At 47.5% G+C, this 15262-nt stretch carries 14 protein-coding genes and 4 pseudogenes; 15 read left to right on the top strand and 3 right to left on the bottom strand.

What is annotated here, in order from left to right:
- Window positions 1-154: 154 nt before the first annotated feature.
- A complete protein-coding gene (locus tag IPL71_RS19555) occupies window positions 155-1153 on the top strand; it encodes a formylglycine-generating enzyme family protein (protein WP_345324531.1) in 999 nt (332 codons plus the stop codon).
- Here IPL71_RS19555 and IPL71_RS19550 read toward each other — a convergent pair.
- The 3 genes and pseudogenes from IPL71_RS19550 to IPL71_RS19540 form a co-directional block, all read right to left on the bottom strand.
- Window positions 1048-1750 (bottom strand): annotated as a pseudogene (locus IPL71_RS19550) (DUF5131 family protein); the annotation flags it as partial. The gene IPL71_RS19555 and the pseudogene IPL71_RS19550 overlap by 106 nt on opposite strands.
- A 69-nt stretch (window positions 1751-1819) precedes the next feature.
- Window positions 1820-2623: a three-Cys-motif partner protein TcmP gene (gene tcmP, locus IPL71_RS19545; protein WP_345324620.1), complete on the bottom strand. Its 804-nt coding sequence runs from the start codon at window positions 2621-2623 to the stop codon at window positions 1820-1822.
- Window positions 2624-2639: 16 nt separating this feature from the next.
- Window positions 2640-2951, bottom strand: a complete 312-nt coding sequence (locus IPL71_RS19540) for a class I SAM-dependent methyltransferase (protein WP_345324530.1) — start codon at window positions 2949-2951, stop codon at window positions 2640-2642.
- Window positions 2952-3069: 118 nt separating this feature from the next.
- On the opposite strand from IPL71_RS19540, the gene IPL71_RS19535 reads away from it, so the two are divergent.
- From IPL71_RS19535 to IPL71_RS19470, 14 genes and pseudogenes are all read left to right on the top strand, one after another.
- Complete coding sequence (locus tag IPL71_RS19535) at window positions 3070-3903, top strand: TIR domain-containing protein (RefSeq protein WP_345324529.1); 834 nt, start codon at window positions 3070-3072, stop codon at window positions 3901-3903.
- A gap of 19 nt (window positions 3904-3922) precedes the next feature.
- Window positions 3923-4198 (top strand): formylglycine-generating enzyme family protein, encoded by a 276-nt coding sequence (locus IPL71_RS26155; protein ID WP_514130820.1) that lies wholly within the window; start codon window positions 3923-3925, stop codon window positions 4196-4198.
- A 277-nt stretch (window positions 4199-4475) separates the two neighbouring features.
- Window positions 4476-4796 carry a toll/interleukin-1 receptor domain-containing protein gene (locus IPL71_RS19530; RefSeq protein ID WP_345324618.1) on the top strand — a complete coding sequence of 107 codons (321 nt, stop codon included), beginning with the start codon at window positions 4476-4478 and terminating at the stop codon, window positions 4794-4796.
- Between the two features lie 49 nt (window positions 4797-4845).
- Window positions 4846-5439 carry a hypothetical protein gene (locus IPL71_RS19525; RefSeq protein WP_345324528.1) on the top strand — a complete coding sequence of 198 codons (594 nt, stop codon included), beginning with the start codon at window positions 4846-4848 and terminating at the stop codon, window positions 5437-5439.
- Between the two features lie 421 nt (window positions 5440-5860).
- Window positions 5861-6049: a glycine--tRNA ligase subunit alpha gene (locus tag IPL71_RS19520; RefSeq protein WP_345324527.1), complete on the top strand. Its 189-nt coding sequence runs from the start codon at window positions 5861-5863 to the stop codon at window positions 6047-6049.
- Window positions 5976-6646: pseudogene (locus IPL71_RS26150) on the top strand (glycine--tRNA ligase subunit alpha); the annotation flags it as partial. The gene IPL71_RS19520 and the pseudogene IPL71_RS26150, both read left to right, overlap by 74 nt.
- A 275-nt stretch (window positions 6647-6921) precedes the next feature.
- Entirely contained in the window at window positions 6922-8889 is a 1968-nt protein-coding gene (glyS, locus tag IPL71_RS19505) for a glycine--tRNA ligase subunit beta (RefSeq protein WP_345324617.1), read from the top strand.
- Between the two features lie 313 nt (window positions 8890-9202).
- Entirely contained in the window at window positions 9203-9919 is a 717-nt protein-coding gene (locus tag IPL71_RS19500) for a hypothetical protein (RefSeq protein ID WP_345324526.1), read from the top strand.
- Between the two features lie 80 nt (window positions 9920-9999).
- Complete coding sequence (dnaG, locus tag IPL71_RS19495) at window positions 10000-11901, top strand: DNA primase (protein WP_345324524.1); 1902 nt, start codon at window positions 10000-10002, stop codon at window positions 11899-11901.
- A gap of 102 nt (window positions 11902-12003) precedes the next feature.
- Window positions 12004-12348 (top strand): annotated as a pseudogene (locus IPL71_RS19490) (sigma-70 factor domain-containing protein); the annotation flags it as partial.
- Between the two features lie 405 nt (window positions 12349-12753).
- Window positions 12754-13614, top strand: a pseudogene (locus IPL71_RS19485) (sigma-70 family RNA polymerase sigma factor); the annotation flags it as partial.
- Between the two features lie 248 nt (window positions 13615-13862).
- A complete protein-coding gene (locus tag IPL71_RS19480) occupies window positions 13863-14219 on the top strand; it encodes an NADH-quinone oxidoreductase subunit A (protein ID WP_345324522.1) in 357 nt (118 codons plus the stop codon).
- On the top strand, window positions 14210-14704 hold the full coding sequence (locus tag IPL71_RS19475; protein ID WP_345324520.1) for an NADH-quinone oxidoreductase subunit B: 495 nt from the start codon (window positions 14210-14212) through the stop codon (window positions 14702-14704). The genes IPL71_RS19480 and IPL71_RS19475 overlap by 10 nt, the downstream gene beginning before the upstream one ends.
- 43 nt (window positions 14705-14747) lie before the next feature.
- Window positions 14748-15260: an NADH-quinone oxidoreductase subunit C gene (locus tag IPL71_RS19470; protein ID WP_345324519.1), complete on the top strand. Its 513-nt coding sequence runs from the start codon at window positions 14748-14750 to the stop codon at window positions 15258-15260.
- The last annotated feature ends 2 nt before the right edge of the window (window positions 15261-15262 follow it).

Raw genomic sequence — 15262 nt, 5'->3', positions numbered from 1 at the left:
TCTGGCATTACTTAGTCGTTGTATCTTTCATTTACGCTCCCATTAAATTCGCCAAGCCTGAATCGCCACTCGAACTTTACAGATTAGCCTGTTTTCGAATGTATAATTTTACGACCCCTGTTTCAGCGGGACAAAATAATATCCTAAAGAGGTGATGATGAGACCTGTTAAGATTTCTTTTTTTATATTCATTATGTTTGGAGTGCTTTCATGCCAGGCTGTCCCTGTGGCGGACATTACCACTGCAACGCCCGATCTTCCCGCCGAGATCACGGATGCCAAAGGCTTGACCATGCGCCTCGTGCCTGCCGGAGAATTCATCATGGGCAGTGAGGACGACAAAGCCGGCAATGCAAAACCTGCCCACACAGTGACCTTGCCAGATTTCTATATGGATGTCTACGAGGTGACGCGGGCGCGTTACAAGGAGTGCATAACGGCCGGGATATGCAGTGAATCAAGAAATCTTGCAAGCATCGATTCTTTCTATGCATATTCCGACAACCCCATGGCCAGTGTAGATTGGAATCAATCCAAAATCTACTGCGAAACATGGCGCGGCGCGCGCCTGCCGAGCGAAGCCGAATGGGAAAAAGCCGCGCGCGGCACAGATGGGCGCACGTATCCCTGGGGCGAGGAATATTCCTCAACGTATGTCAATGTCAACGACGACTACCAAAAAGAACCTTATGGCCCCGTCGATGTTGGAACGTACGAAAAAGGCAAAAGCCCGTATGGCATGTACGATATGGCTGGTAATGTTTGGGAATGGGTATCTGATCCGTACGTCGCGTATCCGGGCAATCCAGGGGAGGGCGTCTTTTGGCCGGACAATCACGTGTTGCGCGGCGGCTCATGGTTCTACCCCGACAGCTACGTCTTGAGAACCTGGTTTCGCTACGGGGCCCGCCGGAAGCCGCTGATGGGAGCTTTGGCTTTCGTTGTGCCTGGGATGCTCCGTAAAACAATTATCAAGTTGATATATTCAAAAGCCAGCCCACTAGCGGACTGGCTTTTCATTTACGCTTTCACTAAGTTCATTCCCACTGGCATTTCGTCCCAAGTTCTGCCTTCAAGGACTCTGCCTGCTTTTTTCTTTTGCACGCCGCCCCATTGCTTAAAGAAAAATGGGACTTTCGCTCTCAAACATTGATCTCGAATATCCGTCACCCACGCCGGGTCAAGCGGACGTGCCCCCGGCCCGGATTCGCCGCCCACAATAGCCCAGTTGATTCCCTTGAGATTCATTTTGTGCAGCGGACCTAACAACGGCTCCAGTGATAGGAATTTTGTTTTCGCGGCTGTTCTGCGCAGATGGTCAATGCGGTAGGTGTAATCCTGATTTTCCACGCTGACTCCCATCCACACATTGTCAGGCCAGTCAATTTTGGGACTGAGTTCTTCCAGCCGTTCGGCGCGTTTGGTGAGGACTTGGAAAGTATGCCAGTGAGCGCGGCGCATGATATCGAAGATTTCAAGTACGAACTCAACAGGCACATCCTTGTGGAACAAATCGCTCATGGAGTTGACGAAGATGATCTGCGGCTTTTTCCATTCGAGCGGTTTTTCCATTGCATTTTCGTGCAGGGTGAGTTTGAATCCATTGACGTAATTAGGTTGCCCCATTGCTTGCAGGCGTTTTGCCATACGCTCGGCATAGCAATGCTTACAGCCAGGGCTAACTCTTGGTACAGCCGGTTAAAGGATTCCAAGTGGACTCTGTCCACTCGATACCTGAATGTTCAGCCATTCTGCCTCCTTTGAAGTATCTACTTGTAAAGTTGCCTTACTTAATAATAGCACTCATGTTCTAGTGTGTCTACAAGGTGTTTTTAATTATTTTGATAGCAACTCGCCTCTCGTGGTTGTATTGAATATAAAACCCTTTTGCAGGTTGACCATCTAATGAAAGTATTTCAATAATGCCGTCGCTTTTCCAGCCTTTTAGAATCTCATTTGTATGTTTGGGCAAAAAACCATTTACTAAGCCAAATTTGTATAATTCCGAGTTTGTTCGTGAGTTTTCGGAAACAATAAAATCTCTTAATTTTTGTGGGTAACCTGAAAGTTGAATTTCGCTGAACGATGGCGCTTTGTTAAGCGTAAAACCTTTTCCCCGATTTTCATCCATGCCCCATTTGGTTTCTAACATGATTTCATAACCTTTGATATGACTCGTGAAAAAGAATAGACAGTAAATGTTTCCTCCACCCCTTTCGATGGTGAACGAGTCAACGAAAATATCCAGGTCTTTCAAAAATATACGGAAGCTTTCAGTTATTCGCTCAATAAAGTCGTAAATGGATTTGAAGAGTGGGGGATTGTTTCCGAATAATGTGAAGATGAATTCGCGCAAAGGTTCGCCGCCACGAAAATCAGAATGTGTAACAGTATTTGCAAACCGATACATAAAAGACGCTGGCAGCCATAAAAGCACCTCGGTGTTATTGCCTGTCAACATCCTCCGTATATCATCTGGTTTGATCGCTTTGTAGCCGTAGGGGTCTATGAAAAATAATCCTTTGGCCTTGCGAGTGCTATTGACCAATGTTACAGCTTTAGCATAAATAGTTTCATAATCTTCATTCTTGAATTCAACATTGACATTATTTGGGCGAAATATATTTCCCCAAACCTTTCTACTCTTTGACTTTCAATATGTCCGTCTCGATTTCTGAGAGTCCAATGTCATTAAGCCAAACGGTCATGTTTGGACAAGTTTGATTGTTTGCATAATAGTGATTCTTGATTGCTTCGAGTGCAATTATTGGACTGCCTTTTTCGCCGTCACTGTAAATACCTTCGCCGCACAACAGATCAAAAAGGAAAACTTTATCCACATATTGGTTTCTGGCATAGATGTTCAGATATTTTGCCAAATAGGTACCGTATAGATTGACTTCGGCTTCGGAATGTTCGAGTAGGTTAATTTTGGGGTCAAGTTGGTTCATAAATATCTCCCTCGGATATGTTTGAGCACTGGATTTGCTTATTGTAATGCTGGATTTGTCAAATGTGGAAAGTTCGGTTGTATAATCTTGTTACTTCACTTTAGCGGGAACCCTACCCATGACCGAACCCAAACGTCCTCTCAAAGTCTTCCTCTGCCACGCTTCAAATGATAAGCCGAAAGTGCGTAAACTCTATCGCTATCTTAAAAGTCAAGGGATTCAACCGTGGTTTGATGAAGAAAATTTAAGTGGCGGGCAAGATTGGCAAGTAGAAATCCCAAAAGCATTAGAAACTTCTGATGCCATCATTATTTGTTTAACCAAAAGTTCAATTAATAAAGAAGGCTATATCCAAAAAGAAATCAAGTTTGCACTAGATAAAGCGCTGGAAATGCCTGAAGGGCGAATCTTTCTTATCCCAGTGAAATTAGAAGAATGTGAAGTTCCGTTTTCATTAAGTCGTTATCAATGGGTAGAGTTATATAAATCGGGTGGTTATGAAAAATTAATAAAAACCTTTGAAAAGCGGGCAAAGCAAATTGAAACTTTGTTGCCAAGGTTTGATACCGCGCAAAGCACTGCACTTCTGCGTAAGATTATTCCACTTGTTTTTATTATGTTTTTGCTGATCGGTATATTGTTGACATCTGGGTTGATACGCAGTCTGCCTATCATTAAGTATTATCTTGCTGTTCCAACACCTACAATAACTTTTGTCCCATCTGTAACTATTCCTGCCTTGACAGAAACCGTCACAATAGAATCCCCCAACACTTCCACTACAATTGTGTTAGATTCACCAGAAATCACGGATGTCAAAGGTGTGTCAATGGTGCTTGTGCCAGCAGGTGAATTTGTTATGGGAAGTAATAACGGTAATAGTATTGATGAACAGCCAGCTCATCAAGTTTATTTGGATGCATTTTATATAGATAAATATGAAGTGAACTAATGCCCAGTACAAAGTCTGCGTGAGTTTGGGGTCTTGCAAGCCTCTAAGTAATGAGGTTTATTATAAAACCCCCAAATATTCTGATCACCCAGTTACGTATGTTGACTGGTATGCGGCTGGGGCTTTTTGTGCATGGCGTGAAGCAAGGTTGCCTACTGAGGCGGAATGGGAGAAGGCTGCGAGCAATGGAAAAGAAGCAAATTATCCTTGGGGTAATGCGATAGATTGTAGCTTTGCATATAAAACTATTGAGGAGCGAATAAGTACTCAGTGTCGGTGCGATAACACTTCCTAGTTTTTGGTAGTTATGAAAATGGGAAAAGTATATGGCGTTTATGATTAAAAAAAATGGTTGGTAATGTAATGGAAATTGGGAAGGTAAATTTGCGGACTATCCTTATATTGCTGAAGATGGACGAAGATTTGAATTTATAATCCACGCATATAATTCGTGGTGGCTCTTGGAATAGTAGTTAATCTGTTATTCAATATTACATGTCGTGCTTGGATGCCCTTCGAGTGCAGAATTTGACTTTGGCTTCCGTTGCGCCAAGGATGCGAACTCATAGCCCATTGAAATCCGCAAGGCTGTGCGCGAAGCGGATGTGGTAGTGGTTTGTCTTTCAAAACAATTCAATCAAGCAGGGTTTCGTCAAAAGGAAGTGCGCCTTGCCCTCGATACCGCCATGGAAAAACCCGAAGGCGAGATTTTCATTATTCCCGCACGGTTGGAGGAATGTGATAATCTCGAAAGCCTGAGAAAATGGCATCAGGTAGATTTGTTTGAAGATGATGGCTATGAAATGCTCATGCGTGCGTTTCGTGCGAGAGCAGATAAATTGGCGACTTTACGTATAGGAAGGGGCGAAAAGCCCATTACATCTCATCAATAAAAAAGAGTAAAGAATTTGAAGAGACTGAAAAAGCACGATAGAGAAAGATTTGTTGGAAGAACAGAAGAGTGAAGCTCCAATAATGACTATCCAACAGAAAGTAGTTAAAGAAAAATCTAAACGTGAGTTCGTAGAAAAAAAACCTTCAAAAAAACCGATAGTGAATAGTAGCGATAAAACTTCTGCTAAACTTTTCGACTTGGATAGTGCTGGCTTTTTGATGATATGGGTTGAGGAGATTCAAGCATATGTCCATTGGTTACCAGTTACTAAAATAGAGTTTGAGATTTTCCTGAGTTCTGCTAGTAACAATAAATTCAATGATCATTGGTATGAGGATATATTAACTCTTAACGAAAGGATTTCTCCAAAAAATTTAGATAAACGGAATTATCACAAGTTATTTCTAACAGGTGTTTTTCCTTCAGAAGTTCTTGAATTTATTTACTGGCTTAATGAAAATGATAAGCATAATTATTATTCTATACCTACTAGTGATGAATGGATAAGTACTTATAAAGCGTTAAGCTTATTTGCCCCCCTTGTCAGATTTGACGCCCTATCTGAATTCAGTAGGAGAACGTATAAGGTCAATGTATCAAAAGGTCAACGAAGTAATACCTTTATCGTACCGAAACTCTAACCAGAGCTACGCATTGGCTAATCAAATACTTATGAAGTATGGTGTTATGGAGTGGTGGAACTAGCGAATAACAATATTGAACATCGATGGGCAACTTGCGGTGAAACTCCGTCCTTTTTTAATTCAAACCTAAGAACTGTGGAGAGCTTTATTCCAGAAATTCCTAGAGAACCAGAAAATCATCGCTTTTTTTATTATGGTTTTCGACTTATAAAAGGGAATGGAAATAATTTTGACTTTCTTGAAACTTTCTCGAAACAGGAACCAACTCCCCACCGCCGTGAAGCGTTGCCCACTAATGCGTCGCACCTCACAAATTAGTTCATTCACTTAACTCAGGTACGACGCATACTCTCACGGTATAATCCCCTCGCAATCAATCCAAAATCGTAAATCCCAAATCGACAATCGGAAATCGTAAATGTCAAAACCCTCCTCCTTCCAAGAAATCATCCTCAAACTACAAGACTTCTGGGCATCGCACGGATGCCTGATCACACAGCCCTACTACACCCAGGTGGGCGCAGGGACGATGAATCCTGCCACCTTCCTGCGCGTGCTCGGACCTGAGCCGGGAACGGGCGTATGTCGAGCCGTCTGTCCGCCCTGATGACGGGCGTTACGGCGAGAACCCCAACCGCTTCCAACTGCACACCCAGTATCAGGTCATCCTCAAGCCCGACCCAGGCAATCCGCAGGAGCTTTACCTCGAGTCGCTCAAAGCCCTTGGCATCGACCCGCGCCAGCACGACATCCGCTTCGTGGAAGATAACTGGGAACAGCCCGCCATCTCCGCGTGGGGCTTGGGTTGGGAGGTTTGGCTCGACGGGCAGGAGATCACGCAGTTCACCTATTTCCAGCAGATGGTGGCGTGGCGCTCGACCCCGTCTCGGTCGAGATCACCTACGGGCTCGAACGCATCCTCATCGCGCTCAACAACGCCAAAGCCATCTGGAACGAGGAATACGGCGCAGGCGTCACCTACGGCGAGATCCGCCGTCAGGAAGAGTTCGAACACTCCAAATATTATTTCGAGACCGCCGACGTCGAACGCGTCCGCGCCATGTACGACCTCTTCTCCGCCGAAGCCGACGCCTGTCTCGCGCAAGGTCTGATCGTCCCCGCGCACGACTACGTCCTCAAATGCTCGCACTGCTTCAATATTTTAGATACACGCGGCGCCATCTCTGTCGCCGAACGTCAGGCATTTTTTAGACGCATCCGCGAATTAGCCAAAGGCGTGGCCGTCTCCTATGGCGAACAGCGTAAGGGGTTGGAGTATCCGTTGTTGAAGGAAAAAAAGGAATCAGGTAATCAGGCAATTAGGGAGAAGCCTAATCACCTAATCCCTAATCACCCAAGAACCTTCTTACTGGAAATCGGCGTCGAAGAACTCCCTGCCTCTGATGTGGATTCCGCCTACGCGGCAGTCTCCACCCGTGTGCCGACTCTGCTCAAGGAACTGAATCCACCCACGGCGACATTCGCTTCTTCACAACCCCACGCAGGATCGTTGTTTCCATTGACTCTCTCTCCCCGAATCAGCCAGACCGCGAAGACCTCGTCAAAGGTCCGCCCGCTGATAAAGCTTTCGACAAAGACGGCAAGCCCACGCAAGCCGCGCTTGGTTTCGCCAAGAAAAATAATCTTGACCCTGCGGCACTCGAAGCCCGCGAGATCGACGGTGGGAAATACGTCGCCGCTGTCGTCAAACAAAAGGGACGCCCCACTCCCGAAGTCCTCGTGGATGCGTTGCCCAAACTCGTCGAAAGCATCAAGTTCGAAAAGTCCATGCGCTGGAATGACTCAGGCATTGCCTTCTCACGTCCCATCCGCTGGTACGTTGCCCTGCTCGGTGACATGGTCATCCCGTTTGAATATGCTGGCGTGGCCTCTGGAAACATTTCTCGTGGCTTACGTCCCTACGGCTCGCCCGACATCACCATCCCATCCGCTGAAAAATATTTTGACGTGATCCGCGAAGCAGGCATTCTGCTCGATAAAGAAGAACGCAAAGCCTCCATCGTCGAACAAGTCAATCAAGCCGCAGCCCTGCTCGGCGGACAAGCCATCATCGAAGAAGGCTTGCTCAACGAAGTCACCAACTTAATAGAAATGCCCACCGCAGTCATGGGCGGCTTCAATGAAGAATTCCTTGCATTGCCGCGTGATGTACTAATTTCGGTCATGAAGAAACATCAGAGATACTTTCCTGTCGTAAGGGCGACCCTTGTGGTCGCCCAGGGTGATGAGAAAGCCCAAGGGCAGGGACAAGCCCTGCCCCTACTTCCGAACTTTATCGCCATCCGCAACGGCGACGACATTCACATTGACACCGTCCGCGAAGGGAACGAACATGTTCTCGGCGCGCGCTTTGCCGATGCGAATTTCTTTGTTCGTGAAGATGTCAAACTCAAACTCGAAGAATATCGTCCCAAACTTTCTTCATTAACCTTCCATACCAAACTCGGCTCCATGTTGGATAAATCCAACCGCATGTTAAAGCTCGGTGCAGAGATCGGCGGCCTGCTGGGTTTCAAAGACATGCTGATCATCAAGACTCTGGCGCGCGCCGTCTACCTCTCGAAGGCTGATCTGGTCACGCAGATGGTGACAGAGATGACTTCCCTGCAGGGCATCATCGGCGGGGAATATGCATTGCGAAGCGGCGAAGCGCCTGAAGTGGCCGCTGCCATTGCAGAGCAGTATCAAACCGTCCCACAGAGTAAGCCGGGCATGGCGCTCGCTCTCACCGATCGGCTCGATTCACTTGTCGGCTTGTTCGCGGCAGGACTCGCTCCCACAGGTGCAAAAGATCCGTTCGGATTACGCCGCGCGGCGATTGGTGTTGTCCAGCCGTTGATCGAGTATGACATTGATTTTGATCTGTCAGAAGCTGTAAAGAAATCTGTGAAGACGCAGCCGATCCCTGTCAGCGAGGAAGCACAAAAGCAGATTCTCGAATTCATTGCGGGACGTTTGAAGGTCGTGCTTGGTGACATGGATTTCAAACACGATATTATTGAAGCCGTGCTTGCTGCGCAATCCACTAACCCGGCGGGAACGGTTCGGGCGGTGAAGCAACTGTCCGCTTGGGTGGGACGCGAAGACTGGTCATCCATTTTGGACGGCTTCGCGCGCTGCGTCCGCATTATCCGCTCTGCAGGGTTAGACGACAAACCACTGACCATTGATGATGGAAAATTCGTCGAAAAAGAAGAACGCGATTTGCAGGCAGCGATTCAATCGTCCACTGTCAATCGTCCGTCGTCCGTTGACGAATTCCTTGAGATCGTCGCCAAACTTATCCCATCCATTACTGCTTTCTTTGATAAGGTGCTGGTCATGGCCGAGGATGAAAAGGTGAAAGAGAATCGGCTTGGTTTGCTGCAAAAGATTGCGTCGCTCTCGAACGGCATCGCAGACTTAAGCAAGCTCGAAGGATTTTAAATTGAAGGGACGGGTTGAAACCCCGTCCCTTTTTCTATATACTGAAAGAGGAGGGCAAAATGAAAATCATATACTGCCTGTTCCTCATTTGTGTTTTGATGATAAGCGCTTGTAGCGCTGCGCCATCTGCTGTCTCCATTCTTCCAACCATTCAAATAGCTCCGCAAACAGAGACGTCTACGCCAACGTCTACTTTCACTCCGGTTCCAACTTAATCCCAACAGAAACAATTACCCTAACCCCGCTTCCACCTCTTGTGTCGTTTTCGCCGATCCTGTTTCGACGCTATGTTGATCGCTATTATAGTTTTCAGGTGTTAGGAGGTTTTCAGGATGGAACCTGGATCACCGATTCTGAAACTTATAAGCGATTGCAATTTGATCAACCTTACGATGTGTACGGGCTAAACGGGTTTATCGATGCAGTTGAAGTTGAAGATTATTTTGGAGTAGTTGGCGCTACCTCAGTGGAAATTGAACCTTATTGTGGAGCGTATTATGTAAGTTCTAATCTGGGCGGCGAATCGCAGGTTTTATTTGGCTTTGCCAAGGGGTGGAATGTGACGCTTCGTCCGTTTATGGAAACTGCGGTTGATACTCCCGTCTATCAGCAGGCCGTGGCAGAGTGGTTGACCTCGCAGGGGATTGCCCAGCCTGATGTGCAGATCACACGCATCCTGCGGACGGATATTGAAGGAGACGGCATGGATGAGATCTTTATTTCAGCAACACGTTTCAAAGATCCATCTACTCCGCTGACAGAATTTGGCGATTACTCCATTGTAATTATGAGAAAAATATCCGGCAGCGAAGTTGTGACCATCCCGCTTGCGGTGGATGTGTATCACTCAGCCCAGCCTGAGCCGACCTATCCCTACACGTATTTGCTTTCAAGTTTTATAGACCTCAATCAGGATGGATATTTGGAAGTGGTGTTGGATGTTACCCGCTGGGAGGGGACAGGTACCATAGTCTATGAGGTGAAAGGTCTTAGCACGATCCAGGTTATCAAAGAAATATGTGCCGAATGACACAAATGAGCAGGTGAAAACCTGCTCATTTTTTCTCTTTGCCAAATTCCGGAATACGTCTATAATTCATTCACCCAATTATGTCCACCATTGATGAAGTTAAATCCAGGATCGATATTGTAGACCTTGTTTCCGAGGCCGGTGTGAAACTGCGCCATGCGGGCAAGAACTACACGGGATTCTGTCCCTTCCACGATAACAAACACACGCCGGCTTTTGTGGTCTGGCCTGAGTCGGGGACATGGCGCTGTTTTGGTCAATGCAATGAAGGCGGTGACATTTTCAAGTTCGTGATGAAGCGCGATGGACTTGATTTCAAGGAAGCGTTAAATAAGCTGGCTGACCGCGCGGGGGTGAAGGTTGAGTCTTTTGTCACTGAAAAGCCGGAAGTTAAAGAAGCGCATGAACATTTGCGTGTGCTGCTTGAAGACGCGATTATTTACTATCGCACGCATTTATTCAACAATAAAGAGATATTAACTTATCTGCGCGAGAAACGCGGATTAAGCGACTCAACCATCGAAACCTTCGGGCTGGGATATGCCCCGCACGGATACGATAATCTATTGAAGCAATTTGCCCCAAAGGGATATTCCGAGCAGGAGATGATCGAAGTTGGTTTGCTGACAGATCGTGAAGATGGCAAACGCTACGATAAATTCCGCAACCGCATCATGATTCCCATCCGTGATGAAAATGGAAAAATGGCCGGCTTCGGTGCGCGCATCGTGGACCCGAATGATATTCCCAAATTTTTGAATTCACCCGAGACGCCGATCTTTAGCAAGGGACGTATTCTCTATGGACTCGATCGCGCGCGCAAGCCGATCCGCATGGCTGATCAGGCGGTGATCGTCGAAGGCTATCTGGATGTGATCGCCCTGCATCAAGCCGGCTATGAGAATGTGGTCTCGCCGATGGGCACCGCGTTGACAGAAGATCAGCTGCGTTTGTTGAAACGCTCCACGCGGCGCATTGTCCTCGCGCTGGATCCTGATGCTGCTGGACAAAAAGCCGTGCTGCGCGGACTCGATGCAGCGCGCTCCGCGATGGATCGTGAAGGCGAGTTGGGCTTCGATGCGCGTGGATTATTACGCAACGAAGCACGCTTGCAAGCCGACCTGCGGGTCGCATCCATGCCGGATGATCTTGACCCCGATGAGATCGTAGCGCGTGATAAAGATGAATGGGCACGCTTGATCGAGAATGCCAAGCCGATCGTTACGCATGTTATGGAAGCGCTGGCGGCCGGGCAAAACCTTAATGATGCAAAAGTAAAGAATCAAATTGCGGCGCAGGTGCTTCCTTTAATTGAAGACCTGCCCAGTCCCATGGAACGTGACACATACCGTCAGGCGTTGTCGCGAATGCTGAAGGTGGATGAACGCGCATTAACGGGTACGCAGGTTCAGGGTCCGGTGGTGAGGCGCAAGCCGCGGGTGACCGCTCAAACCAAAAAGGCTGAATCGCCGGTTGTGGCGCTCAATCCGACTCTGATGATCGAATCCTATTGCCTTGGTGTTTTATTACGGCGCCCTGAATTTTTATATAGTCTGGATCGCAAGCTGCAAGAGTTTGGTTTGAGTGCACTGGCCGCGGATGACTTCGAGTATACTGACCATCAGTTGGTGTTCGGTATTGTTCGTTCGGCGGTGGAGCAGGATGAACGCGAACATCGTCATTATGTCGTCAGTCATCTATCTGCGCTGGGGAGTGATGTCTCGAAAGACCTGCTCGCGCAAATAGAAAACGCTGAACTCGTGGAAGATAAGGTGCTCGAAGAATTGTTACTGCGATTGATCGATCTGCGCCGCATGAATGCAATGACAAATATGAACCAACTGCGTTTTTTGCAGGAGGATGATCAACAGCAAAATGGCACGAATAAAAAAATGTATCAGGAACAAACCATACAGGTTACAAAACTGATCCATGGTTTGGATCAGGCAAAAAAGAAAATGGCATTAAAGCGGCAGGCGTAATGATTACCAGACCTTGGAGATCTTCCTGAAGATCCCATCGTTTGGGTCACTCAAAAAGATTCTGGATTTTTTGAAACATTGCCATCAGGGAAAAGGAAGCCAATGCCCGCAAAAGTAAAACCAACAACCAAAGCTACAGCCAAGCCGGATAAAAAAACGCTGCCTTCCGCGCATATCCCAAAAATGGACGAGCCTGATTTTTTGGCCGATCCTGTTTTGGAGGCGTTGGTTGAAGACAACGGGATCTCTCTGGATCTTATGGCAGATGAAACCGTTGAACCGGATGAAGCCCTGCTCGCACAGCAGGAAGATGATATTGATGAAATCCTTCCGCTGCGTTCACAGGAATTGGCAATTGAACTTTCTGAAGACCCGGTGCGTTTATATCTGCGTGAGATCGGCCTGGTCAAATTACTTGATTCCGATAGTGAGTTTCGTCTTGCCACACTGAGCGAGGCAGACCGCTTCATTGCAACTCTGCGCAAACTGAGTCAACGCAAAGGGGTTTCGCTTTCCTCCTCCATTTATCATTCCCTGATCTCCGAGATGCTCACTTCGTGGGATCGCCTGATCGAAGATACCGAACGGCTTAATCATGAGCTTCCCAATCTGGCATTGATGGTCGCCGAGTCGCAGTCTTTGCACACGGGCTGGCAATTTGACTCTCCATCTTATTTCCGTGCTTATTTGGATAACGGCCATTGGGGCGTTGACCATCTTTGGGATAATCTTGCCCGACATGCCTACGCGGTCTTTCTCAGCCTGTACCTGCTCCCGTTTAAATATGCTGAGTGGCTGCTGACGCATGTCCGCGATCAATACTCCTTCCCGGCCCAACGCACTCTCTACCGCAACCTGCCTTCCGACGAAGAACTGCTCAACGAAATGGACTTGATCCACGTCCGCGCGGTGGAAGGCAATCAGGCGCTGATCAATGCAAATTTGCGTTTGGTGGTCAGTGTTGCCAAACGTTATCTTGGACGCGGCATCAACTTCCTCGATCTGATCCAGGAAGGCAACCTGGGATTGTTACGCGCGGTGGGAAAGTTCGATCCACGCCGCGGATTTAAATTCAGCACCTATGCCACCTGGTGGATTCGCCAATCGATCAATCGTTCGATTGCTGAACAGGCGCGCACCATTCGTATTCCCGTTCATTTATTTGAATCCATTTCACGCATCCTGCGTGCGCAAAGACATCTGACTCAAGTGTTGGGCAGAGATCCCAGTCACGCAGAGTTGGCTGTGGAAGTTGGTTATCTTTCGGCTGCTGATGTGCAGGTTATTTTGCACGCACATGCCGAGAATCAAGTGGTTAGTCCGGAATTGCAGCAACGCCTTGATACCGCCACGCAAAAGGTGAATCGTGTGCTTCGTTCGGCTGAGGAGCCTGTCTCCCTTGAAGGTCCGGTGGGGGACGAGGATTCCAGTACGCTGGGTGATTTCATTGAAGATGAAGAAGCGCCGTCTCCGATCGATGCGGCAGCACGTGAAATGCTGCGCGAGCAAATGCAACACGCACTCGCTTCACTATCCGATCGTGAAAGAGAAGTACTTGAATTGCGCTTCGGTCTGCGTGACGGGCGGGAACACACACTGGAAGAAGTGAGCCGTTACTTCGACGTGACGCGCGAGCGCATCCGTCAAATAGAAGCGAAAGCGCTGCGTAAGTTGCGGCATCCCACACGCAGCCGCGACCTGCGAGATTATTTAGGGATTAACCGAAATTTCAAAAGAAGGAAAGCTGTCGAGACAGCTTTCCTTCTTTATTTTAAAACGTGTGTTTGAAGGCGGGAGAAAATAAGGAAAGGTCAAAAAAGTATTTAATCCCTTCAATATGACTAATATCATCAATTTTGTGAAATGTAACACTTTCTCTAGTTACTAAAAGTCTCTTATGATATACTTCGCCGAACGTGCCAGATTTCACGCACTGATTTCACACACCAAGAGGTGTTTTTATGTTGTTGGAATATATTGCCATTGCAGTGATGATCGCGGTAGCAACGCTGATTGCGTTTATCGCGATAGGGTTGGGGGAATTGTTTGGTCCACGTAAAAATTCAGATGCAAAATCCATGCCCTATGAATCAGGCATGAATCCATACGGCGAAGGGACGCGGCGCATGCCGGTCCGCTTCTATTTGATCGCCGTATTGTTCATTCTCTTTGACATTGAAGTTGTGTTCTTTTTACCCTGGGCGATCGCGTTTCGCAAGCTGGGCATTTTTGGTTTGCTTGAAATGGTCGTCTTTATTGGTATCTTATTGATCGGGTATGTGTATGCCTGGAAAAAAGGAGCGTTGGAATGGGAGTAGAGCAAAAACTTGGAAATATGGGTGTGGTTACCACCACCCTTGAAGGTGTTGTAAACTGGTCGCGTACGAATGCCATGTGGCCGATGTTGTTTGGTCTGGCCTGTTGCGCGATCGAGATGATGTCTGCGCAATCTTCAAGCTATGATATGAGCCGCTTCGGTATGGAACTCATGCGTGCCAGTCCGCGCCAATCTGACCTGATGATCGTAGCTGGACGTGTCTCAAAGAAAATGGGTCCCGTCCTTCGTCGTTTGTACGATCAAATGCCCGAACCAAAATGGGTGATCGCCATGGGCGATTGCGCTTCCTGTGGCGGTGTCTTCAATAACTATGCCATTTATCAAGGCGTGGACGAGATCGTTCCCGTTGATGTATATGTGGCGGGCTGCCCGCCGCGTCCTGAAGCTTTGATCCATGGGGTCATGACCATTCACGAAAAGGTCAAAGGCGAATCATTCAAGCAATATGCTGAGAAGTATAAATAAAATACGGAAGACCTGACAATTGTCAGGTCTTTAGGAAATATTTATGGATAAAAAACTCGAACCCATTGTAAAAGCGGCGCAGGAAAAATTCAGCGCGACGTACGAAGAATTTCGTGATGAAGTGCATCTGTTCGTGAAACCCGAGCAGATCATTGAAGCGTTGGTGCTCATGCGTGATGAACATAATTTTGAATTGCTCTCTGCGTTAACAGCCACCGATTACTGGCCTCAGGAAACGCCGCGCTTTCACGTGATCTATCAATTAACATCGCTCGCCAAAAATCTCTCAGTGCAGATCAGAGTCCCGATAAACGGGAGCAGTCCGAAGGTCCCGACTGCCACGGGTGTGTTTGGTTCGGCCAATTGGCGTGAGCGTGAACTCCTCGATATGTTCGGCATCGAGGTCGAAGGTCATCCTGATCCGCGCCGTATTTTGATGCCCGAAGAAACCGAAGGTCATCCGCTTCGAAAAGATTTCCCGCTGGGTTACGAGGAACCGCAATTTACATTTAATTTTGATGATATCGATCTGCGAAAATTGTACGCAAAGGAATAGTC

It is taken from the genome of Candidatus Villigracilis proximus, assembly GCF_016717045.1.
Lineage (GTDB): Bacteria > Chloroflexota > Anaerolineae > Anaerolineales > Villigracilaceae > Villigracilis > Villigracilis proximus.
This window is presented reverse-complemented; position numbering and strand designations above follow the sequence as displayed.